Origin of the sequence: Shouchella lonarensis (assembly GCF_900096965.1) — a bacterium.
Taxonomy (GTDB): Bacteria; Bacillota; Bacilli; order Bacillales; family Bacillaceae_D; genus Shouchella; species Shouchella lonarensis.
Genome location: NZ_FMYM01000007.1, coordinates 96,417 through 118,516, shown reverse-complemented (window position 1 = coordinate 118,516; position 22,100 = coordinate 96,417). Strand labels below are relative to the sequence as shown.

Genomic DNA, 22,100 nt, shown 5'->3' with positions numbered 1-22,100 from the left:
TATAAAGGAGCAGTCCACATGCCAAAAGATGTAAATGACATTTTGGAACAAGCATTGGCAGGTTGCCTTGAAACAAAACCTAGTGAGCGGCGTTTATTTTTAACGACGATACTAGAACGGGTTTATTTAGCACTAACGACAAGCCAAGTGCAATCTACACACGTTTATCCTGAAGTAGAGCGATTGATGAAACAAAAAAATAACGTGCACCTATACATTAATGGTGAGACGTCTTATCGCTTTTACACACGGTATATTAAATTAGCAGCGGCCAATCGTGTTCCGTATACAATTGTGAATCCAAATGACCCGACACCATTCGGTCTTGTACTAGCTAGCAACTACTCACCTGTGCATGTCAACCATCCGTATATTGTCGATTCCCTTCACGAGCAAGATATTGTTGCCCATGACAAGAAAAGTTAAGAAAAAGCGTACCTTTTAAAAGGTGCGCTTTTTCTAGGCTTCCGGAGCATTCGGAGCACTCGGATAGGTAAACAATGAACCCATCAATCGTTTACGAATAAAAGGGATTCGTAATAATGAAGCAATAGCGAGCTTCCGGAGAAAAGACTGCCGAAAAAACATGTTTAGTAACCGGTAACGGTAACGATAAGCAAGACCACAGGCTAAACCGATACCCATCATACACATTATTTGACGCATGTGACGTCACCTCCAGTCTTACTATGCCGCTCCTCCCCCGCTTTTATCCACTCGCGCAATACCAATTCCAAGATAACCAAATACAATTGTAAACAGCGGGGACAACAGCAAGAATAATGCGAACGGTGCATAAGCACTTACTGGTACTTGTAACGTATGAGCGAAGAAAGCGCCACTTACCCCCCACGGGATTAATGGATTGATTAATGTCCCGGCATCTTCTAACGTACGGGACAAATTTTGCCGTGCCAAGCCAATCGCTTTGTACGATGTCCGAAACGTTTCTCCAGGTAACAACACTGATAAATATTGCTCACCAGTCACCACATTGACACTGATCGATGACATCGCTGTTGCCGCAATTAAATGACCACGTCTTACAAGTAAGGAACGAACCGGAGAAAATAACGCTTCAATAAAACCGATTGTTTGCAGCACACCACCTAGTGCAAGGGCGAGCACAATTAGGGAAATGGACCACATCATTGATTGCAAGCCTCCAGCTTGAATAATGTTATTGACCATTTCTTCACCTGTATCTAATTTAAAACCATCTTGCAACACATGGAAGACAGCGGCAACAGATGGGACATGTTGCAGTACAATGGCTGTCACAATGCCTGTCGCAATGCCTGTCATTAATACTGGAAGCACCGGGTATTTCCGAGCTGCTAAAATGACAACAATGATCGGGGACAAAAGTGTGAGCCAAGTAATATGAAAGTGCCCTGTTAATGCATCCAACATTGGTTGAAGCTGCATTTGCTCTCCCCCACTAGGAGACCGCCCGACAACAAATAAAAATACATACGTAATGAAAAGTGCTGGGACAGTCGTCCATAACATATGTTTTATATGTGTAAACAGTGGTACACGAGCGACTGCGGCTGCAAAGTTCGTTGTATCTGACAAAGGGGACATTTTGTCTCCAAAACACGCACCACAAATAATTGCTCCTGCTGCTAAAGGTGCTGGTACATGAAGCGCAACCGCTATGCCCATTAATGCCACACCTACAGTCCCAATCGTTGTAAAACTACTTCCTGTAAATGTCGACACAACGATACAAATTGTTAATGCCGCTGGGGCAAACCATTCTGGTGAGAGCAAACCAACACCATAAAATAACAACGTAGGCACCGTCCCACTCATCATCCACACAGCAATGATCAAGCCAACAAGCATGAGAATAAAAATAGGTTGAAGACCGCGATATACCCCTTGCACGAGCCCTCCCTCTAATTCCTGATAAGAAAACCCGAATAACCGACCAAGAATTACAGCTGTGACTAATACGAGTAAAATCGGAATGTGTGGTGCTACCTTCAGAAAGAACATACACCCAACCATCATTAAAATGAATAAACATAGCGAGCAAATTGCTACTTTTGTACTTATTTTTGTCCTCTCCATGCCAACAACACCCTTTCACTTTAACGCGTTAAAGTATATTTGTAATATGTTCTTTATCATACGTACTTTCCACGATAAAATCAAGCTTTTTTTATAGACAAAAAGAGAGGTGTCTATTCCTCTCCTATTAATGGCCAATATATTTATTGTATAAGGACTTCGCTTTTGCCACATCTTCTGTCCCTTGAACCAACACGCGACCGTCTGGAAATAAAACGAGCCGCTCTCCCTCTGGCAATGTCGCACGCACTAAAAATGGGGTTTCCTGTATCGTTGCAACCGCTCGCAACCGCGTTGCCATCTCTGCAATATTTAACGGCTTACCACCAACCTGAATCGTTTCTCGTCCACACAATGCAACTGTATCCGTTGCTCGCTCTGCTAACGCTGGATATTCAGCTTTTTGACAAGTGGCACAATCAACTTTCGGCGCTCGAAATGACAATTGCGAAAATGTATTATGCCAAATATCAATGGTTTGAACGGTGTTTCTTAATTGTTCCGTCGCACCCACTAAGTACTTGACAACCTCAACCACTTGATAAGAGGCAATGATATCGACAATGGGTGCAATGACACCGACTGTGTCGCATGTTTCTCCTTGTTGCGCACCTTCTCCAATGAAACACCTTAAACAGGGTGTCATACCTGGAACAAACAATGCACTAACCCCTTTTGCTTGTACGACCCCACCATAACTAAGTGGGATTTGTTGCTTAAAGCAGGCATCATTTAGTAAGAAACGCGTATGAAAATTATCTGTGCCATCTAAAACGATATCTACATCCTCTGTAAATGAAGCCACATTCCCACTATGAACGTCACACACCGTTGCATCAATCTCAACTTCTGTATTCACTTTTTCTAACGTGTTTTTTGCTGCGACTGCTTTTGGTAACGCACGTGATACATCATCTTCATTAAACAATGATTGGCGTTGGAGGTTGCTTAATTCCACATAATCGCGATCAACAAAATGCGTATAGCCTATTCCAGCGCGTACAACGTGGTTGGCCAACACTGTACCAAGTGCACCCATACCAACAATGAGCACACGACTATTTTTTAAACGACGCTGTCCTTCCTCACCGATACCAGGAAATAATAACTGCCGCGAATAACGTTCCGCTGTCGTCATCCCGATTCATCTCCTTCCACAACAACATGATCAATCTTCACATCATGATCTTCCGTTGGCAACACCCGTCGCAGCTGCTCCTCAAAACAAAGAGACACGGTCGTTCCTCTATAAGCTGGCAGCAACCGATCATAGAAACCGCCCCCCATCCCTAAACGATCCCCTTTCCTTGTAAACGCCACACCAGGAACGATCATTAAATCCATTGCTTGTTCATCTACACGTCGACATTTTGAGACCACAGGCTCTAACAATCCGTATTTTGTCTCTTCTAATTGATCCCACGAAGTCACTACATAAAAAGCCATCGTTTTTGTACGCATGTGCACACGTGGCAGTGCGATTTCCTTCTCGTCGCACCAAGCTTGTTCAATGAGAGGTACTGTATCTACTTCTGGGAAAATGGCTTTCGTCACACCCATACACTTAGCAACTTTCCACATGTTCCGTCCTGTAAGTTGGCTCACAATGCACGCCGAGCGCTCACGATACATCGCCTGCGACATCTTTTGTAATAATGATTTGACTTCTCGACGAATCATCACCTTCTTGTCCATTGCTCTCCCATCCTTTTCGTGCATCACACATAAAAAAGCAAGCAGCGGATAAGTCCGTCTGCTTACTTTGTTTCGCGATGTAATGTGTGGCGCTTTAATCGCGGGCTATATTTCTTCAGCTCAATTCGCTCAGAATTGGTTCGCTTGTTTTTTGTCGTAATGTAATTACGATCACCTGTCTCAGTGCAAGCAAGCGTTACTTGAACACGCATACTAATCCCTCCAAACTCTTCTACCATACTTGAACTATCATAGCAAAAGTTTCTCCACAAAGCAAGTGCTTTTTATCGTTCCTGACCAGTTGCGCGCAAACGTCGATGAACATCCTTTAACAAGTCATACTGTTTTGCAACGAGTAACCAACCTGCCCCTACTTGTTGTTCCTCAGGTGCGATCGAAAGCGTCGCACTAACCACACTCTCGGCACTGTCTGAGGAAAAAGGCGAAAACGATAACCTGCCTTCGTTACCGCACCAATGTTTATCCATACTTCCTGCCACGTGCTGAATATAGGTCGCTTTAGGCATATGTAGCGCAAACAACGAGCAAATGTCATCATAATGATGGACAAGCGCTTGCTCTTCTGGCGCGTAAAACGTCATACCTGAGCTGTCACGTTGAGGGAGATGATGCATCATTAACTTTACTTTCATTACAGCTGTGCTTTCATTTTTAAACATGACTTCTCGAACACAACCTAGTTTCTGAGGTGCTGTGCGATCAAAAACCGTTAAACTCACATTCCATTGCTTATGGTAAGCATGACTCACGACAGACGTGTCATTCACTGAGAATGCACGATCGATTGCCCATGCTGCATCGCCTACCCATGATATTTCACCTTCATACCAAATACCTAATCGCCCAACCGGTGAGAGAGACGCAGTTGTTTTTAATGCATCGTGAATGGCTATATCGTAAGCGTTTTCATGATCGGATGCTTCTGAGAAATTGTGCATCTATTCCCCTCCTCTATGCCCTTCGGTTATAATCCGTGACAAAATTTCTACCAAAGATCACCATGTTCTACTATAAGCATACCTGTTATTTTTATCCTACACAAGGAGGGCAAATTGTATGTTTTTGTAAACGGAAAACCCCTTGTGCCACAAGCGTTACAGCTACATAATCACTTTTAAAAATACCTCAACAAAGATTGCTGTCCAGCTATGTCAAAATCAATTGTAACAGAATAGAAATTTAAATTTTAAATCGAAATACGGGGGAATTCATGTATAATAGAGACGAGGCCACAATATGACCGATTTAAAGTTTTACCGTGCAGCTTCCATCTGCACATTTCAAATTCATTTAGGAGGGAATTACGATGGAATGGACTTTCATTATTTTAATTGCTGTCTCAGCAATATTGCTTGCGATGTCTTATTTCAAAGCAGAGAAGTCACCGAGAGCGGAGGAAGCAATTGAACAACTCTCTATCTCATTTATGGAGGAAATCCATCATTTGAAATCGCACATTCGTGATTTAGAACTGGACGTAGAAATCGCAGCACAAGAAAGTGGTCGTTATGTGCGGGCACCAGAGGAACAAGCAACGCTTCGAACGGTGTTAGATTTACATAAACGTGGCTATTCTGCTGAAAGCATTTCTGCTGAGTCGGGTCTTGAAGAATCAGAAGTGACGCGCTTACTTGCACCTTTCATTGAAGCAGCTGCATCGCGCGTGAAAGTAGGTCGCTCATGACACCTAAAACAATTCGTAGTTTTGCTGCTGGTTTACTTGTTGCCGTGAGCGTGACGACTGCTGCTTATTACATTCAAGCGGATCAGGCAACTGACGCAAGCGCACTCTCTGAAACGGAACTTCGCGCTGCACTTGCCGACGCTGGCTATAAAGTTGAAAAAGCAAAAGAATGGGAAACACTTGAAACAGATTTAGAAAAGACCAAAACAGCCCTTGCTGAAACAGAGGCCGCTTTAAAAGAGGTAAAAGACAAGAAAAACGACGATAAGAAAGACGAAGACAAAAAAGACGAAGACAAGAAAGACGACGAGAAAAAGGATGACGACAAGCATACTGTTGTGATTGAAGTAAAACCGGGCATGACAGGTGGGCATATTGCTCAAGCACTCAAGGAGGAAAAAATCATTGATGATGCACTTGCCTTCTCTAAGAAAGTAGAGGACAAAGGGGTTGCTGATCAATTAAAGCCACAAAAAACAGAAGTATCAAGTGACATGAGTCTCGATGAGCTTGTCGACGCCTTTTTCTAGCATATAGGTCAAAAAAAGCAGTTACCTCGATTCGAGGCAACTGCTTTTTTTTACGCTCCTTTTGAGCGAGACTTTGCTTCTTCGCGCTGTCTATTCAAAAAGCTCCATTGATAAATGAGCAACATGACAAATACAGCCATACCAACCAAGTCTGTATATCCATCAGGATAAATGAGCAAGAAACCAGTGACGAACGCAATGAGCCGTTCGTGCCAGGCAAGCGACTTATACCAATAACCAATGAGGCAAGCGCCAATTGCAATCATCCCGAAAATGGCAGTAATGAGCGCATGACCTGTTTCAAATATCGTTGAATCAATCATAAGCAGTTGCGGCTGTAACACAAACATGTATGGAATAATAAAAGCAGCAATTGCAAGTTTCGCGGCATTTACCCCAGTTTTTATCGGATCACCACCGGATATGCCTGTAGCAGCAAATGCAGAGAGTGCAACGGGAGGCGTAATATCAGCCACAATGCCAAAGTAAAAGACGAACATGTGCGCCGCTAAAGCTGGAATTGCGACATCTAGTTGATTATTTAAAGCAAGAATGGCTGGCAACGCAATTGTTGACGTAATAATATAATTGGCTGTTGTCGGTGATCCCATTCCTAAAATGATCGCTGTAATCATTGTGAAGAATAACGTTAGCAACAGTTGCAAGTCTGCCGACGACGTTAACGATGCCGCCACGCCGACAATGCTGCCACCTAATTTTAATCCAAGCCCTGTCTTTGTCACGACACCAACAATAATCCCTGCACACGCTGTTGCAGCCGCAACACCTAATGCTGTGCGTGCACCACTTGTTAATGCAAGCACAAATTTACTTGGTGTCAAGCGCGTATCTTTATGAAACAAACTTACAAGAATGGTGATCGCGATACCTAGTAACGCTGTCCGCTCAATACTAAAGCCTTGAAACAAGAGCACAACAATGGCGACAATTGGCAACAACAAATACAACTTTTTTAGTACATCAATTTTACGAGGCAGCGATTCTTTCGGTAATCCTTTTAGTCCGAGTCGCTTTGCCTCAAAATGCGTCATCACCCATATCCCAACAAAATAAAGCATGGCAGGTACCAATGCTGCCTTCGCAATTTCCCAATAACCCACACCGGCAAATTCAATCATAAGAAACGCTGCTGCGCCCATAATGGGTGGCATAATTTGTCCACCAGTTGAGGCAGCTGCTTCAACTGCACCAGCAAAATTTGGTTTATAACCTAGCTTTTTCATCATTGGGATTGTATATGAACCTGTTGTGACTGTATTGGCAACCGAGCTTCCGGAAATGGTGCCATTTAGCGCACTTGAAAAGATCGCCACTTTCGCAGGCCCGCCAACGCGTCGCCCGGCAATCGCAAGTGCCAAATCGTTGAAGTAACCGCCTACCCCTGTTTGAACGAGAAAAGCACCAAATAATAGAAATAAGAAAATATATGTTGACGACACTTGTAATGGTGTACCAAGAATGCCTTCCGTTGTAAAGAACATAGACTTTACAAATTCATCTAAGTTCAAACCGCCATGTGACAACATTCCCGGCATGTACGGTCCTAGCAATGCATAAGCGATAAATAGACTTGCGATTGTGACGATCGGCAACCCAACCGCTCGTCTCGCTGCTTCTAACACAAGTAAGATCGCCACTGATCCAATAAATAACTGTACCCCTGTGATCGATCCAAGCTGTTGAACAAGCGTTTCATAAAAGAAAGGCCAGTATGCACACACAATGATTGATAAGCCCATGAGTCCGTAGTCATACCACGGCACATGGTCTCTCTTCGTCTTTCTCCTTGCCGGGAACAACAAGAAAATGAGTGCCAAGGCAAATCCTAAATGGATCGTACGCTGAATATACGCTGTAAATTGACCGAATGCACCTGTATATAATTGAAATAAAGAGAATGCCAGTAGCCCTGTGAACACGATACCCGCTGCCACGCCAGATAACTTCCGTGTTCTCGACTCTGCATCATATTTTTCCATTAACTCTTCTTGGTTTACATCTTGGTTAGTTTGTGTTTTGCTCATGAATACGTGCTCCTTTCAGCCACTGCCATAATGTTAAATGCTCTATCTTTAAAGTCATCCATGCGCCTGGCTCCATATAGTCATTAAAAGTTACTTCATGCGTCCCCCAGACAAGCCGATGCTGAGAAACAGCTTTCCCATTTCGTACACGCAGCTCAGGAAATAAATTTTTCATATCACGAATGTGATAACGACCCTCTTCATACACAAATGTCTCGCCTGTTTGAGCGTTCGATGGCATGCCGACGCCAAACTCTTCAAATATGAATTCAAATTGTTCGATTTGTTTGTCTGATGTAACGCGGTATTTTTCCACCACATCTGACAAATGGACGGAATGGGTAAAAATGATTTGAAACTCATCTCCATACTCTAGCGGTAAAAAAGCTTGGCGTTCATTTGTATCCTCATTATAAAAGACGAGCGCCATCGAAACAGGGTAAAAAAAGATATACAGTAGCAGAAGGAGAAAAAGCAACATCGAAATGATGATCCGTTTCACTTGATGCACGCCCCTTTCTCAACTTGCCAGCACTGTTTAAAAAGAAAGACCGGCTGCATGTACACTACGCACGTACGCAGCCGGTTGATCATCTTTCACACAGTCATTCTACTCAACACTTAACCCTTGTTCTTCAAAATACTTCTTTGCGCCTGGATGTAAATTGGTCACACCGTCTAACGCTGTTTCCAAAGTGATCTCAGTTCCTTTGGCATGTGCCACTTTGTTTTCATAAATGGCTTTTGTGATCTCATATACATCGTCTTCTGGTAAATCTTTCTTCACAGCGATCATTGCAAGAACAGCCACTGTTTCCACGTCTTCGGTTAAATTATATGTGCCGGACGGGATTGTTTCTGCCGCGTAGTACGGATACTTCTCAATTAATGCTTGTGCTTTATCAGCTGCAATTGGCACAACAGACACATCTGTCGTGGCAGATAAATTTTCTACTGCTGCTGTTGGCGTCCCTGCTGTAATAAAGGCTGCATCAATGTTCCCATCTTGGATGCCACCTGTCGATTCGCCAAAATCCAAATTCTGGGCATCAATATCTTCCACCGTCATGCCGTGAATCTCCAAAATTTCCTCCGCATTGGCACGCGCACCTGATCCTGGTGCACCAATCGAGACTTTTTTCCCTTTTAAATCTTCTACACTTTCAATTCCTGAGTCGGCTGTTGTGACAATTTGGATCATCTCTGGGTAAAGAGAGCCGAGCGCCAACACATTGGTGATCTCTCCCTCAAAACCTTCGCCACCAGCAAGCCCATTTGCCATCACATCTGTTTGTACAAATGCAATGTCTGCTTTCCCTTCACTCAAAGCAAGCATGTTCTCCACTGATGCATTAGAAGACGACACATCGATTTTCAAATCGGTATTGTCTTGAATCGTCTTCGCCATACCGCCACCAAGCGGATAGTATGTCCCACTCGTCCCCCCTGTGACCATACGCAAACTACCTTCACCGTCCCCACATGCTGTCACAACAAGCGACGTTGCTAATGCCAGCGATGCCAACATAAACCGATTCTTTTTCATAAAAAATCCCCTCCCACAATCATTATGTATATAGACTCATTTTCTCCCGTTGACACGACTGCGACAAAAGCAAAGGAAATAATAATAATTATCTAACTAATGTCTCCATAAGCCCAATTATGCGCCTCAGCCTATTTTGCAAACGCTTTTATTTCCTGCTCGTCACAATTATATCACATGTCCGCTAAAAGCTAAAGACAAAAAAAGCGGGTCATCCCGCTTTTTCATATTCAGTTCTCATCTACCATTAATAAAGAATTCCTTGCTGGTCAATTCGAACCTCGATATTCGTTTCAAATTTAATATTTGGATACACTTCTTTCCAATCCTTCTCTTTCCATATGTCATGATGAAACGCATGAATACGCTTCCCAATCCCAAGGGCATCAGAGTTTGCTTCCAATAATCTGTCGGTCACGATCTTTGCTTCTTTCGTAAACAAATCCCCAAGCTTTTTGTTTAGCTTCCTAACCTCTGATATAGGCATAGGGACATCAACCGGTAATTCGACCACATCGACATCAAATTTAAAATTTAATTTTACTGTAATGTCATCGACACTATTTGCAACCAATTGCAAGTCCCTATCAACGCCGGTCACATCAATTGTAATATAGTTAGCGATATTCACTTCCTTGTCGTCATGTATTTTCTTTGAAAACCGCGCATTCTTACCTAATTGTCCATTCATTAACAAAAACAATGTCGACATTTGGTGCTCAATTTTGCCTGTGTATTTTGTCCCATCAAACAACGCCAATCCAACAACTGTCGCAGTCACATCATCAAGAGGTTTGATGAGTGGCAAGGTAATGTCTTCTCCCCCACTTAATAAACGCGCTGAAATAGACTGGATATTCTCGTTTGGAACCTCTGTCTCACCCTCTAAACTGCTTAACAAGTCAGCAATATACTCACCAATTTGCAACGGATAACCCTCTCCTAATTTAATGATGTCTTGTGCCTCTCCCTCGGAAATGACGAGCTTCGTACTTAAAGGACTCCGTGGGTTACGGTAAAAAACATCTAACAATAAAAGGATATCATCTTTCGCTAACTCTTCTCCCAAAACCAATACTTCCAATTTGGACGAATCATATGCCTTCCCAATTCTGCGGTCTAACAAGTCTCGTGCCTCTCGAATGGTGTTGCTTTCCACTTGCATCGTTTTTGGTGCCGAGACACCTGCCTCTTCTGTACTTGTCGGTTCTTGAATAGATCGAATGGTCACAGATACTAAATATTTCTCATCTTCAACTAAGTCAATCCCTGCACTTTTCACTAGTGTCACGTCTTTTAATAAATGTTGATCCCAACACCCTGACAACGTAAGCAACGAAGCGATGCAAGCAATGCTAATGAGTTTTCTCAATATCATCCCTCTTCCTCATACATAATGACAGAATATAAAGCAAACCTGGAATGAGCAATAACACATAGCCACTATAAGTCAAATACATGCTATATTCATCAATTCTTTCCTCAATTTGCCACACGTATGCAGCTAAACAAAGGACAGCCAATAAGAAAACAGCTAGTGCTCTGTCCGCTCGCTTCTTCTTTTTAAAAAACGACTTTAAAATGTCTCCACAAATAAACGTAAACATGACAAAGGAAGTGAAGATATACACGACCCACACAGACAAAAACACTAAGTCTGTTCGTTCAATAATTTGGAACGTATAGGATTTAATGAGGTAAATCATCGGTTCAGGGAGAAAAGCAATCTCTTCTGGACTAAAGTATAAAAAGCAAACAAGCGTTAAGTACAAATACAACATAAGTGTAAACACATTTGCCCATACCGCCATTTTAAATTTTGCTTTTACTGTTCCGGTAATATATGCATTTAAAAACAAGATGACCTCAAATCCCATTAGTGGCAAAATGGCATCCAAGCTTCCTTTAAAAATGGTGCCTATCCCTTGATGACCGATTGGCAACAAATGATAAATGTTTGCGTCTTTTAAAGAGTAAGTCGCAATGGTTACCAATAATACAAGCACAGGGGTGACTGCAATCAAAAAGCGTAAAATGACTTGCAAACTTTCTCTCGCTAAATAAAAACTCAACACAAGTACAATCAAACTGATTACAACACTTGGCGTTTCTGGTAAGATCCAACGGTCAAGCATTCTCACAAGAATGGCAATGAACAGCACATCAATCAAAAAGAAAAAAAGTAGGAAGAGTACTTTGGCTACATTGCCAACCCAATTCCCAAGCAACGTTTGCACAATCTGATCCAAGTTTTTATTTGGAAAACGTCGATATAACAAAAAGAATGTGCCGAGCAACACTTGGATCCACACTCCGGCAAGAATTAAAGACATCCATCCGTCGGCACCGGATGCTTGCGACAACGTATATGGAAGCGACAACACGCCCACGCCAATTTGGGTGTGGATAATTAACAAAAATACATGACTAGCTTTTACTTTTTGTTTAAGACTTTCCATCAATATCCCAACCTCGCGTTTGTCTAAAGCGGAATCGTTTTTTCGGTTTTGCGTCAAGTGGACGGCGCTTCATTAGCCATAACGGCACTCGAATAAACGCATCTTTTAAGCCATTCCACTTAAATGGTGCAATTGGATAAAAGTAAGCGACCCCAAAAGACTCTTGCTTACATAACTGCATGAGCATGATAATGAGCCCAAAAATGATGCCGATAAAGCCAAACATCGCTGCTAAAAGCATAATCGGAAACCGTAGTAAACGGATGGATGCGCTAAATTCATTAGATGGAATAATGTAAGAAGCAATGGCTGTAATGGCCACGACGATGATCATTACATTCGACACGAGTCCTGCTTGTACAACCGCATCTCCAATGACCAAACCACCAACAATCCCGATCGTCTGGCTAATTGGGGAGGGCAAGCGAATCCCTGCTTCCCTAATGAGCTCAATCGTCAATTCCATTAACAGTGCTTCCATAATTGGCGGATAGGGCACCGTCGACACCGATAACTTCAGCGGCATGACGAGCTCATCCGGTAAAACTTCGAAGTGAAAACTCACAACCGCGATATATAACGCTGGTAAAATAATCGCAATAAGAAAGCTAACAAAGCGAAGCATCCGAATGAATGACGCCGTCATCCATCGGCTGTTATAATCATCTGGAGACTGAAAAAAACTAAAAAAAGTAACCGGCATAATAAGCGAATTTGGACCACCATCAGACAAAAGCGCAATTTTTCCATCCAGTAAATTGGCTTCCACCTTGTCCGGGCGCTCCGTGGATATCATTTGTGGGAAGATCGAAAATGGACTATCTTCAATAAACTCCTCCAAATAGTTTGTTGTCACAACCATGTCCGTCTCAATATAATTCATTCGTCGTTTCAGTTCTGCTAAAATGTCTTCATTGACCAAGTCTTTCATGTATACAATGGCTACTTTCGTTTTCGTTTCTGTCCCAATTTCAATATGCTCTACTTTTAAATGACGACTCCGCACCCGATTGCGCACAAGCCGGACATTCGTTTGTAAGTCTTCTACAAACCCTTCATGCGAGCCGTGCACCACTTGCTCCGCATTTGGCTCAGTAATATCACGCGCAGTATCTTCTTTTAAATACACCGTATAAAAATGATCGTCACCAACACAAATCATGACACTGCCGGCCAAAATTTGGTTGATCGCATCATCATAGGTCGTCGCCTCGATCGTTTGCAAATTATGTACATACGTATCAATTTCTTCTGCTGGCAACCTCATCAATGTCGGAATGAGAAAATCATTGATTTTTGCCATCGACACCAAACTAGTGATGCACGCAAATGTCAGTGTGAGATCACCTTTTTTTACATGACGGACATGAAACTCGCTATCATCTTCAAAAACCTCTTGTAGCTTCGCTATTTTCTCATCCAACGACAATTCATCAAAGGCTGGTTCTTGCTTTTTCACCACTAATTGTGCACCACCTCTCATCGTTACCTCTTGTTTGTATAGCATCCCGCACATATGGCAAAACATGCACGCAATGTGGGCAGGTATTTGGTATTGAGAAAACATGCGCACAAATGTTTCCATGACAAAGAACACCTGAAATGATGGCGTGAACCATGACTTCAGGTGTTCAAGTACCGTATGCGGTTAATTCCCGGACATATCGACTTCTTCAATAATCTCGTCTACTTCCTTCGGGGCTTTGCGGTCTTCTTTGAGATCGAAGTAGTCGTTGATGAGGTTTTTGGAGATGTTTTTTGCTGCCGGAGATTTATCATGCGTCACACCAGGAGCAATCACTGCAAAGGCAATCTCAGGATCATCATAAGGTGCGTAACCAACAAAACTCACATTGTAAAACGAACCAACTTGCGCTGTACCTGTTTTTGCGGCAAACGGGACATTTACGCTAGTTCTCATATCTTTTGCTGTACCGTTGCTCCCTGTCACTAAACGAAAACCTTTTTGCACCTCTCTAATATGTTCAATACTCATATCTACGCGATTCAACACTTCCGGTGGTCGTTCCATTTGAACTGTACCACCTTCTCCATCAGGTGACGGTTCAAGTACACTTTGTACGAGACGTGGACGCATACGTACGCCGTCATTAGCGATGGTACTTACATATTGCCCTAGTTGTAACGTTGAATACGTGTCATATTGTCCGATCATCATGTCAAGTAATTTACCTGACTCACCTTGATGTAATGTCCCCATCAAACCTGAAGATGCATTTGGCAGGTCAATTCCAGTATCTGCGCCTAAACCAAATTGGTTAAAGTAATAGCGAACTTTGTCTAGCACTTTCTGTGCGTGCGGAACAGAAATAAATGATTTATCTGGTACATATTGATAATCAGCCATTCTCATGGCTACATGAAACATGTACGTATTAGACGACCGTTCTAAAGCACTCAAGTGATTCACATACCCTAAATAAGTGTGCGATTTTTTCGGTTGTGTACCCTTAAACTTTAGTTGTTTATCATCGACTCCTTCTCCCGGACTAAAAACCCCCGTCTCAAACCCCGTTAACACCGACGCCCCTTTGATCGCTGAACCTGGCTCAAAAGCAGCATTAATCACCCCAATTTCATTATGATACCCTTCCTTTTTGTCACGATCGTAAATATACCCACTCATCGCCAAAATGTCGCCTGTTTTCGGGTCCATTACAATGGCATAGGCACTACGATTACCAACATAAGAATTGGCATTCACCGTACTCTTCACAATTTCATCCAACTTCTGCTGATACGCCATGTCGATCGTCAATTCGAGGTCGTTTCCGCGGCTACCGAGCTTTTCCTCAATTTCACTTTCACTTGGTCCACGTCCTTGGCGGGTAAATGTGCTTGCAACTTCCGCTTTTTTTCCGCGTAACACATCTTCATACTGCGCTTCTAAGTAACTTGTGCCGACATAATCGGAACGTTTGTATCCTTTTGCTAAGTAACTATCCGCATCCTCAATTGGAATTTGCCCGACTCGTCCGTACGCTTGCTTAAACGTCGACCCATACACATAGGCACGAGACGCATCGCGTTGTAAATCCATATGTGGCAACGTATCAAGTCGTTCCGCAATCTTATGCTGCTCAGGTTCTGTTAAGTTTTGCTTAATTCGCTGTGGCTCACCGGTCATGCCACTTGCCATTCTGCCAAAAATCGTAGCCACTTCGTTTTCTTCGTCTGATAAACCTTCCAATACTTCATCGGGGATGGCTTTAATGATTTCTTTATACTCATCCTTAGGCTTAACATCCTTTTTTGGTAAAAGCTTTTTCCGTTCTTTCTCATTCAATGTCGTATAATAATACTCCCGCTGATCGCGCTCACGCACTTTACTCACATCTAGCTCAATCAACTGAGCAACCTCTTTTGCTAGTTCCAGCATATCCTCTGCCTTGACGCCACCTGGATTCGTATATGTAAGCGATAGTTCAAGGTTATTATCAACAAGCACATGTCCGAACCGGTCAAACATCTTTCCGCGCGGTGCGTCCATATGCGCCACTTGACTCGTTGTTTTCGTTAATTCTTCTTTAAAGTGGTCTCCTTGTGCAATTTGCACGATGCCTAGTTTCAAAATAAGCGCAGCAAACAATAAAAAAACAAGCACAAATAATGCATTCAAACGCACTGAAATTTGTCTCCGTTTTTTTGGTTTGAATTTTGTCACGGTACTCCTCCTCACCCCATCGTCCTATGGGGCTTTCGTCTATTTCTAACCGAACAGCGATAGACCGTGGTATCAACGCCACGGTGCTTTCATTTTTATTATAAGACGTGCGATGAACGGTGTCAAAGATTGACACCTTCCTCACACCGTTCCCCCATTCCCGTCCCCTTGATTAACTGCGCGCATCGCTGTTCCTGGTGGCGGTTCTCTTTCTGGCAAGTGAATACGGCGCACAAACAAGTATAGCCACAAGTGCCCTGAACCAACGATCAGAAGGACAATCGGGATTGCCCACACTTCATCAAACAACGTAATTGCGGCAATGAACAAGACGATGGATAAAATGCGACCAATATTAATAAACCATTCTCGGACAACGATATACTCCACGCGTAATTCAGACGCTCTTGTCGCTGTGCCAATGACATCGTAAGTGAGCGAAACATATGGGATTAATAGGATTGGGTATGCAATAGAAATAACGATCCCGTATGTCATCAGTTTTGTAAAACTTAAGTTCACCACAAGCAAAAACACCGCGCCATAAAGCAATATTCCCCCTAAGAGAATGCTTTTCTTACGCAATGAAGGTTTGAGGAAACGCGCCACCACGTAGTAACAGACAAGCTGAATACTCGATGTCACAAGCCCGTACATGCCAAGCGCCAATTCATTTTTAGCGACCACATAAATCCATACGACAATAACAAAAATAAACGTCCCCTCACGTAGCCCTTCGAAAATATGTGCAGTTAAAATGCGACGCCAATTTTCATTATCTTGCCGCTCCATTAAAGCAGCTTTAATACAAAACCGTCCGTGCGCATGTCGCTTTGAAAGAGAAAATGTCAGTAAGATGGCTAAAAGAAACAATGTCAATGACGTAGCAAAAATAATAAAATACCCGCTGTAACCACTCATACTTGTAATAATAAACCCAGCGAGCAAAGGACCTGTCATCCCGGCAAAAGAAGTAAGTAACCCTAAAAAGCCATTGAAAAAATCGCGTGTGGCAGGTTCAGTCACTTCAAATGTTAATACATTAAAAGCGAGCCAATAACAACCAACACCGATGCCAAGTAACGCGCCTAATACGAGTAAATAATCATTCACATGGTGTGAAGCAAGTAAAACAGCTATGTAAAATAAAGACATGAGCACCACACCAATACGCAATACATGCGCCCGGTCAATCCGCTTCGTTAACATCCCTGCTGCCCAAAAAGAAAGTGGCTGAAAAATGACTACCATCAAATTATACAAAGCCAAGTCAATAAATTCCCCAGATTGCTTCCACAAAAATACATTTACAAACGTGTTGGAGAGCGCAACACTTAGTGCGTAAAGACCACCAATAAGGAGCAATAACTTTAAGTCTTTTGTTACTTCTACTGGCCCAAATAATTTCGTTGCCCAATTCGTGCGCATGATGCCACCTCCCTAAAGGGTAGTGTGGCTTTATTGTGGTGCGGGTATGCAATCGAAAGTCATTCAATAGCGAAGAAAAAGGGATGTATTTCTTGTCAAATTTTATGTAAGAAAATCATCTTTCCAGCAGGAAAATAGCGATTCACACCGAATATTTTTATGAACACCTTTTATATTGAAAGGAGCCCCGTCTTATGACCCCGCCACACCCTCCGCACGATCAACTTTTCCGTCAACTATTCGATTATTTCTTCGCTGATTTTATGAAGGCATTCTTCCCCAAGTTAGCTGCTTCCATTGACTTGCATTCATTAGAACCATTGTCGACCGATGCGTGGTTCTCAGGTGAACAAGACGCCCCTCTTCGCCCAGACTTTGTCGTGAAAACAAGGCTCAAAAGCGAAGATGTCGTGATACTCGTCCACGTGGAAGCCCAGTCGAGTTACGACCCGAACTTCCAACACCGCATGTACAGCTACCACGCTCGCCTCATTGACCGCTACAAATGCCCTATCTTACCAATTGCCATTTTCAGTTACGACACCCCAGGAAAAGAACCACTAAATGAGATCGTTCATATTATCAACGGACACACATATTTTTCTTTTCGCTATGAAAGCCTATTTTTAAGGAAGTTGGCATGGCGAGATTTCATTAACATGGAAAATGCAGCCACGGCTGCATTGTTGTCAAAAATGGGCTATAATGAGGGAGAGAAAGTCGCTTGCAAAAAAACGTTTTTGCGTCTACTGATGAAATTAGAATTAAAGGAAGCCCACCGTCACTTTGTCATGCAGTTTTTTGATTCGTATCTCATATTAACGAATGAGGAGGAGATGGCATTGGAAAGAGAGGTAAGGGAATTGAAGCCAGATGAAAGCGTCACGATTGCCGATTTCATGACATCTTATGAGCGCCGTGGTTGGGAGAAAGGTCGTGTAGAAACAGCAGAGCGAATGTTGGAGGAAGGATTGGATCTGATGTTGATTGTCAAAGTAACAGGGTTGTCGCAAAAGAAAGTATGTATGCTCAAAGCACGCCGAACAGCAGAATGATTCTGGAAGTGAAGCTACTCAAATCTGACTTCCGGTGACTGACTTTCGTCATCTGAAATGATTCTTCACTCACATGAACGAATGAGATGGGGATAGAACAATTAAACACTAGTATTAAACACACCGCCAAAGACGTACCTCTAGCGGTGTGTTTTGTTTGTGTTATTTTGCAGCAGCGTAACGCTTTGCAACCTCATCCCAGTTGACTACATTCCAAAATGCATTAATATAATCCGGGCGACGATTTTGGTAATTTAAGTAGTATGCGTGCTCCCAAACGTCCAATCCAAGAATGGGTGTCTTTCCTTCAGACAACGGGCTATCTTGGTTTGGTGTGCTCATCACTTCTAGCTTACCATTGTTAACAACGAGCCATGCCCAACCTGAACCAAAGCGCGCTTTTCCAGCGTCTGCAACCTTTGTTTTAAACGCTTCAAAGCTACCAAAAGTTGCTTTAATATCCTCGGCAAGCTCACCTGTTGGTTCACCGCCGCCATTTGGGCTAAGAATTTGCCAGAATAAAGAGTGGTTTGCGTGTCCACCTCCGTTATTACGCACAGCCGTGCGCACGCTTTCAGGTAATGCGTTTAAATCTGTTACAAGCGACTCAATGTCTTTGCTTGCGAGCTCTGCATGCCCTTCAAGTGCCGCATTTAAATTCGTTACGTACGTGTTATGGTGCTTACCGTGATGGATCTCCATCGTCTTTGCATCAATATGCGGCTCAAGCGCATCTACTGCATAAGGTAATGTTGGTAATGTATAAGCCATGGTTTTCTTCCTCCTTAAAAATAAGCATTTCCTAGACATAAGCACTTACATCGCTTACATCTAACCTGATCGTAACAAAAAACAGCGTGCGCCGCAATGAATTTGCTCATGTCCATAGATCGGATCCACGCACCGAAGCAGGGTGCGACAATTTCAACAAGCAACATCGTGTGCAAAAAAGGCATTTCAATTCACGCACCCAAGCAGGGTACAACGGCTTGGAATATCAAGTGGCGTATAAGCGGTATGTGATTTCAATCCACGCACCCAAGCAGGGTGCGACAATCCTTATCATGTAACGGACTCTCAATCCAAGGTATTTCAATCCACGCACCCAAGCAGGGTGCGACCCAGCGGTTTGCGCGTTACACTTTTTTCCCAACCATTTCAATCCACGCACCCAAGCAGGGTGCGACGGTATAGCAAATGAATCTCGTCTCTTAAATCGCCCATAATTTCAATCCACGCACCCAAGCAGGGTGCGACATAAGACAAAAAGGGGAGTGACGGAAAATGCGGATTTCAATCCACGCACCCAAGCAGGGTGCGACCCAGTACACAACTGAAAATGCTGAAAAGCTTAAAAATTTCAATCCACGCACCCAAGCAGGGTGCGACTCTTCGTCTCCGCTACCCTCTATAACCCTAGACTTATTTCAATCCACGCACCCAAGCAGGGTGCGACGTTAGTAGGATCAATCAAAGACCGCACGCGATTTATTTCAATCCACGCACCCAAGCAGGGTGCGACGGGGATATCATAGGCACGCGGATGAGCGGGAAGGGATTTCAATCCACGCACCCAAGCAGGGTGCGACAAGGGTGTTTCTCTTTCTGGGGATATTGCATTTTATTTCAATCCACGCACCCAAGCAGGGTGCGACGTTGTGTTTACAATTTTTTTTTGAACTTCACCGAAATTTCAATCCACGCACCCAAGCAGGGTGCGACGCGTGCAGTGCAGATGTCATACAGCCTCAAAAAAATTTCAATCCACGCACCCAAGCAGGGTGCGACATGGTCATTTCAAGAAAAGGCTCGCACCTTACTTAATTTCAATCCACGCACCCAAGCAGGGTGCGACAGCGATTTATCCCATAAAAAGGAGATTAAAGCCCTCTCCTAAGGATAAATATCTTGTATTTCACAAAAATATCTCGAACAAACGTTTCAAAATAGCCAAATACAGACGATAAACATACAAATAATACCACTTTGTTGGTGCGAACCTCCCGGGGATTTCATGTGCACCTCAGGTTCGCACCTGTCCCGTAGAAGGTTCTTTTTTGCTCCTTATAGAGTAAAATTAACACACTAAACAATGTCATCTAATACACCTTTGGATTATATAAAAAAAGCAAGCGTAGGAAGACTTACCCCGCCTGCTTCTACCTCCTTAAAATCCGCTGATGCCTAATGCTTCGCTCATTTTCCCGGGTACATCTGTATTATTCATCGTTCCATAAAACAAATCTGCTCCCACACCATACGCATAAAGAGGCACGTCCACACCTGTATGGCCCGTTGTTGTCCAAGCAATACCTGCCTTTTCACTTATCATGCGATTTAACTCCAGTGTGAAATCCTTGCTCTTTTTCAATCGCTTCAATTCTGAGGAATCCCATTTAAAATTCGTTTGATCCTCAAGTACCTTCTTCAAGTTACTAAAATTTTTCTTCACTTTCGAAGCAATCGTCCCCCCAGTTGCTTTCACGCCATGCAACATCGAAGGATGCGCTTTATCCGTCGCATGAACAGCCATTCCACCAGTATCATGATCCGCGACGATTACAATCAGTGTTTCCTCATTTGTATCCGCAAAATCCACTGCGACTTTTACAGCATCATCAAACTCCGCCATTTCTGTCATTGCATACGCAGCATCATTGTCATGTCCGCCCCAGTCAATTTGACTCCCCTCTACCATTAAGAAGAACCCGGCTTCTTCTTGCGAAAGAAAATTAATTGCCTGCGTCGTCATCTCAGCTAAGCTCGGCTCTTCTTGCCCTCGCTCTAAAACCGGCTGTAACGCCTCATCGGCAAATAATCCAAGCAACCGCTGCTCATCACCACTCCAAGTTTCAAGATCATTTACCGTTTCAATGTATCCATATCCAGATTCCTTTGCTTTTTCAATTAAGTTTTGCCCATCTTTACGGAGACCGCCTTTTTCACTTGGCATAAACTCGTGCCGACCGCCACCAAATAACAAATCAACATTTTCATTATGAACAAGTTGATTGGCAATTTCCAAATACTCATTTCGTGACTGGACATGCGTCGCAAATGCGGCTGGTGTCGCATGCGTGATCGTCGAAGTCGCCACAAGGCCTGTCCGCTTTCCGTGCTGTTTAGCTACATCCACCATCGTTGTCACTTCTTTGCCGTCTGGTGTGAGACCCACCATCCCATTATTTGTCTTTTTACCACTTGCAAGTGCTGTTGCAGCTGCTGCTGAATCGGTGATCGCCCGATCAGCTGAATACGTCTGAACGCCCCCACGTAACATCCTCTTCTCGTCCCAGATCGGTAAACCGTCCTCTTTATAAAGCCGGTAACTCGATGCATAGCTTTGCGAGAAGCCATCAGGAACTAAAAAAATGACGTTTTTAGCCGTCTTTGTTGATGGATCTTCCGGGGGTGCAACATGTTGATCAACCGCCTGCACCGGATAAGCGGCAGACAACGTGAGTACAGCACCAAAAGCAACAATACAGTTTTTAAATTTCATATAAAAAAGCCCTCCCCAATTCATGAATGATCGTGCATTTTCACTATACAAGTGTGATATGCACGCTCAATGGAGATGACGTTAATATTTGTTTATTTTCCGTAAACGATTCTTTACAAAGGGCATTAATTTAAAGACCTGAGCAACACTATGTGTGTTATGCAACAATACAATAATACATCGTATGTTATTGTTCAACGCTGTTTCAGACGAAAATTACCAAGCACTAGCAGAATTTAAATACATCCTACATATAAGATGTTGTAATATATATCGATAGATGTTAAACTATTTACACTATCGAACTATAAAAATGTCTTATAACAGAACGAAACAAAAAAATCAATAGCATATATTGACTTGTTTTGTTT

20 protein-coding genes and 1 CRISPR repeat array are annotated in these 22,100 nt (G+C 43.0%); of the genes, 4 read left to right on the top strand and 16 right to left on the bottom strand.

Annotation, left to right across the window (positions count from 1 at the left end; all coding sequences use genetic code 11):
- Window positions 1-18: 18 nt before the first annotated feature.
- Entirely contained in the window at window positions 19-426 is a 408-nt protein-coding gene (locus BLT29_RS08730) for a YueI family protein (protein ID WP_090775931.1), read from the top strand.
- Window positions 427-459: 33 nt separating this feature from the next.
- On the opposite strand, the gene yqgO is transcribed toward BLT29_RS08730, so the two are convergent.
- From yqgO to BLT29_RS08700, 6 genes are all read right to left on the bottom strand, one after another.
- Window positions 460-666: a protein YqgO gene (gene yqgO, locus BLT29_RS08725; RefSeq protein WP_090775930.1), complete on the bottom strand. Its 207-nt coding sequence runs from the start codon at window positions 664-666 to the stop codon at window positions 460-462.
- 21 nt (window positions 667-687) lie between these two features.
- Complete coding sequence (gene nhaC, locus BLT29_RS08720) at window positions 688-2,079, bottom strand: Na+/H+ antiporter NhaC (protein WP_090775929.1); 1,392 nt, start codon at window positions 2,077-2,079, stop codon at window positions 688-690.
- A gap of 127 nt (window positions 2,080-2,206) precedes the next feature.
- Entirely contained in the window at window positions 2,207-3,217 is a 1,011-nt protein-coding gene (locus tag BLT29_RS08715) for a ThiF family adenylyltransferase (protein ID WP_090775928.1), read from the bottom strand.
- Window positions 3,214-3,774 carry a 5-formyltetrahydrofolate cyclo-ligase gene (locus tag BLT29_RS08710; RefSeq protein WP_176763872.1) on the bottom strand — a complete coding sequence of 187 codons (561 nt, stop codon included), beginning with the start codon at window positions 3,772-3,774 and terminating at the stop codon, window positions 3,214-3,216. Before BLT29_RS08710 ends, BLT29_RS08715 begins: the two co-directional genes overlap by 4 nt.
- Before the next feature lie 62 nt (window positions 3,775-3,836).
- A complete protein-coding gene (gene rpmG / locus BLT29_RS08705; RefSeq protein WP_090776008.1) occupies window positions 3,837-3,986 on the bottom strand; it encodes a 50S ribosomal protein L33 in 150 nt (49 codons plus the stop codon).
- A gap of 72 nt (window positions 3,987-4,058) precedes the next feature.
- The gene (locus BLT29_RS08700) at window positions 4,059-4,733 is read right to left on the bottom strand and encodes a hypothetical protein (protein WP_090775926.1); all 675 of its coding nucleotides are present in this window, start codon (window positions 4,731-4,733) and stop codon (window positions 4,059-4,061) included.
- 368 nt (window positions 4,734-5,101) lie between these two features.
- Between BLT29_RS08700 and BLT29_RS08695 the strand changes: the two genes are divergently transcribed.
- On the top strand, window positions 5,102-5,479 hold the full coding sequence (locus BLT29_RS08695; protein ID WP_090775925.1) for a hypothetical protein: 378 nt from the start codon (window positions 5,102-5,104) through the stop codon (window positions 5,477-5,479).
- Entirely contained in the window at window positions 5,476-6,009 is a 534-nt protein-coding gene (locus BLT29_RS08690) for a hypothetical protein (protein ID WP_090775924.1), read from the top strand. The genes BLT29_RS08695 and BLT29_RS08690 overlap by 4 nt, the downstream gene beginning before the upstream one ends.
- Window positions 6,010-6,059: 50 nt before the next feature.
- Here the strand turns inward: BLT29_RS08690 and BLT29_RS08685 are convergent, their stop codons facing one another.
- The 8 genes from BLT29_RS08685 to BLT29_RS08650 form a co-directional block, all read right to left on the bottom strand.
- Window positions 6,060-8,054: a TRAP transporter permease gene (locus BLT29_RS08685; RefSeq protein WP_090775923.1), complete on the bottom strand. Its 1,995-nt coding sequence runs from the start codon at window positions 8,052-8,054 to the stop codon at window positions 6,060-6,062.
- A complete protein-coding gene (locus BLT29_RS08680; RefSeq protein WP_245701186.1) occupies window positions 8,035-8,556 on the bottom strand; it encodes a DUF1850 domain-containing protein in 522 nt (173 codons plus the stop codon). The genes BLT29_RS08685 and BLT29_RS08680 overlap by 20 nt, the downstream gene beginning before the upstream one ends.
- Before the next feature lie 108 nt (window positions 8,557-8,664).
- Entirely contained in the window at window positions 8,665-9,600 is a 936-nt protein-coding gene (locus BLT29_RS08675; protein WP_090775922.1) for a TAXI family TRAP transporter solute-binding subunit, read from the bottom strand.
- Between the two features lie 247 nt (window positions 9,601-9,847).
- Complete coding sequence (locus tag BLT29_RS08670; RefSeq protein WP_090775921.1) at window positions 9,848-10,978, bottom strand: Ger(x)C family spore germination protein; 1,131 nt, start codon at window positions 10,976-10,978, stop codon at window positions 9,848-9,850.
- Window positions 10,956-12,059: a GerAB/ArcD/ProY family transporter gene (locus tag BLT29_RS08665; RefSeq protein WP_090775920.1), complete on the bottom strand. Its 1,104-nt coding sequence runs from the start codon at window positions 12,057-12,059 to the stop codon at window positions 10,956-10,958. The genes BLT29_RS08670 and BLT29_RS08665 overlap by 23 nt, the downstream gene beginning before the upstream one ends.
- Complete coding sequence (locus BLT29_RS08660; RefSeq protein ID WP_090775919.1) at window positions 12,046-13,644, bottom strand: spore germination protein; 1,599 nt, start codon at window positions 13,642-13,644, stop codon at window positions 12,046-12,048. The genes BLT29_RS08665 and BLT29_RS08660 overlap by 14 nt, the downstream gene beginning before the upstream one ends.
- Before the next feature lie 63 nt (window positions 13,645-13,707).
- Complete coding sequence (locus BLT29_RS08655; RefSeq protein WP_090775918.1) at window positions 13,708-15,744, bottom strand: peptidoglycan D,D-transpeptidase FtsI family protein; 2,037 nt, start codon at window positions 15,742-15,744, stop codon at window positions 13,708-13,710.
- Window positions 15,745-15,885: 141 nt separating this feature from the next.
- Window positions 15,886-17,172 (bottom strand): MFS transporter, encoded by a 1,287-nt coding sequence (locus BLT29_RS08650; protein WP_090775917.1) that lies wholly within the window; start codon window positions 17,170-17,172, stop codon window positions 15,886-15,888.
- Window positions 17,173-17,366: 194 nt separating this feature from the next.
- Between BLT29_RS08650 and BLT29_RS08645 the strand changes: the two genes are divergently transcribed.
- Window positions 17,367-18,227: an RpnC/YadD family protein gene (locus tag BLT29_RS08645; protein WP_090775916.1), complete on the top strand. Its 861-nt coding sequence runs from the start codon at window positions 17,367-17,369 to the stop codon at window positions 18,225-18,227.
- A 162-nt stretch (window positions 18,228-18,389) separates the two neighbouring features.
- Here the strand turns inward: BLT29_RS08645 and BLT29_RS08640 are convergent, their stop codons facing one another.
- Both BLT29_RS08640 and BLT29_RS08635 read right to left on the bottom strand, forming a co-directional pair.
- On the bottom strand, window positions 18,390-18,998 hold the full coding sequence (locus BLT29_RS08640; protein WP_090775915.1) for a superoxide dismutase: 609 nt from the start codon (window positions 18,996-18,998) through the stop codon (window positions 18,390-18,392).
- A gap of 117 nt (window positions 18,999-19,115) precedes the next feature.
- Window positions 19,116-20,082: a CRISPR direct-repeat array (repeat unit 32 nt; unit sequence ATTTCAATCCACGCACCCAAGCAGGGTGCGAC).
- Window positions 20,083-20,394: 312 nt separating this feature from the next.
- Window positions 20,395-21,729 (bottom strand): alkaline phosphatase, encoded by a 1,335-nt coding sequence (locus BLT29_RS08635; RefSeq protein WP_176763871.1) that lies wholly within the window; start codon window positions 21,727-21,729, stop codon window positions 20,395-20,397.
- Between the last annotated feature and the right edge of the window lie 371 nt (window positions 21,730-22,100).

Bases quoted from the DNA above. Each gene is read 5' to 3' on its own strand.
- BLT29_RS08730 (WP_090775931.1), top strand. From the start codon at position 19: ATGCCAAAAGATGTAAATGACATTTTGGAACAAGCATTGGCAGGTTGC.
- BLT29_RS08700 (WP_090775926.1), bottom strand. From the start codon at position 4,733: ATGCACAATTTCTCAGAAGCATCCGATCATGAAAACGCTTACGATATA.
- rpmG (WP_090776008.1), bottom strand. From the start codon at position 3,986: ATGCGTGTTCAAGTAACGCTTGCTTGCACTGAGACAGGTGATCGTAAT.
- BLT29_RS08660 (WP_090775919.1), bottom strand. From the start codon at position 13,644: ATGGAAACATTTGTGCGCATGTTTTCTCAATACCAAATACCTGCCCAC.
- BLT29_RS08695 (WP_090775925.1), top strand. From the start codon at position 5,102: ATGGAATGGACTTTCATTATTTTAATTGCTGTCTCAGCAATATTGCTT.
- BLT29_RS08645 (WP_090775916.1), top strand. From the start codon at position 17,367: ATGACCCCGCCACACCCTCCGCACGATCAACTTTTCCGTCAACTATTC.
- BLT29_RS08675 (WP_090775922.1), bottom strand. From the start codon at position 9,600: ATGAAAAAGAATCGGTTTATGTTGGCATCGCTGGCATTAGCAACGTCG.
- BLT29_RS08650 (WP_090775917.1), bottom strand. From the start codon at position 17,172: ATGCGCACGAATTGGGCAACGAAATTATTTGGGCCAGTAGAAGTAACA.
- BLT29_RS08640 (WP_090775915.1), bottom strand. From the start codon at position 18,998: ATGGCTTATACATTACCAACATTACCTTATGCAGTAGATGCGCTTGAG.
- BLT29_RS08715 (WP_090775928.1), bottom strand. From the start codon at position 3,217: ATGACGACAGCGGAACGTTATTCGCGGCAGTTATTATTTCCTGGTATC.
- BLT29_RS08710 (WP_176763872.1), bottom strand. From the start codon at position 3,774: ATGGACAAGAAGGTGATGATTCGTCGAGAAGTCAAATCATTATTACAA.
- yqgO (WP_090775930.1), bottom strand. From the start codon at position 666: ATGCGTCAAATAATGTGTATGATGGGTATCGGTTTAGCCTGTGGTCTT.
- BLT29_RS08635 (WP_176763871.1), bottom strand. From the start codon at position 21,729: ATGAAATTTAAAAACTGTATTGTTGCTTTTGGTGCTGTACTCACGTTG.
- BLT29_RS08690 (WP_090775924.1), top strand. From the start codon at position 5,476: ATGACACCTAAAACAATTCGTAGTTTTGCTGCTGGTTTACTTGTTGCC.
- BLT29_RS08665 (WP_090775920.1), bottom strand. From the start codon at position 12,059: ATGGAAAGTCTTAAACAAAAAGTAAAAGCTAGTCATGTATTTTTGTTA.
- BLT29_RS08670 (WP_090775921.1), bottom strand. From the start codon at position 10,978: ATGATATTGAGAAAACTCATTAGCATTGCTTGCATCGCTTCGTTGCTT.
- BLT29_RS08685 (WP_090775923.1), bottom strand. From the start codon at position 8,054: ATGAGCAAAACACAAACTAACCAAGATGTAAACCAAGAAGAGTTAATG.
- nhaC (WP_090775929.1), bottom strand. From the start codon at position 2,079: ATGGAGAGGACAAAAATAAGTACAAAAGTAGCAATTTGCTCGCTATGT.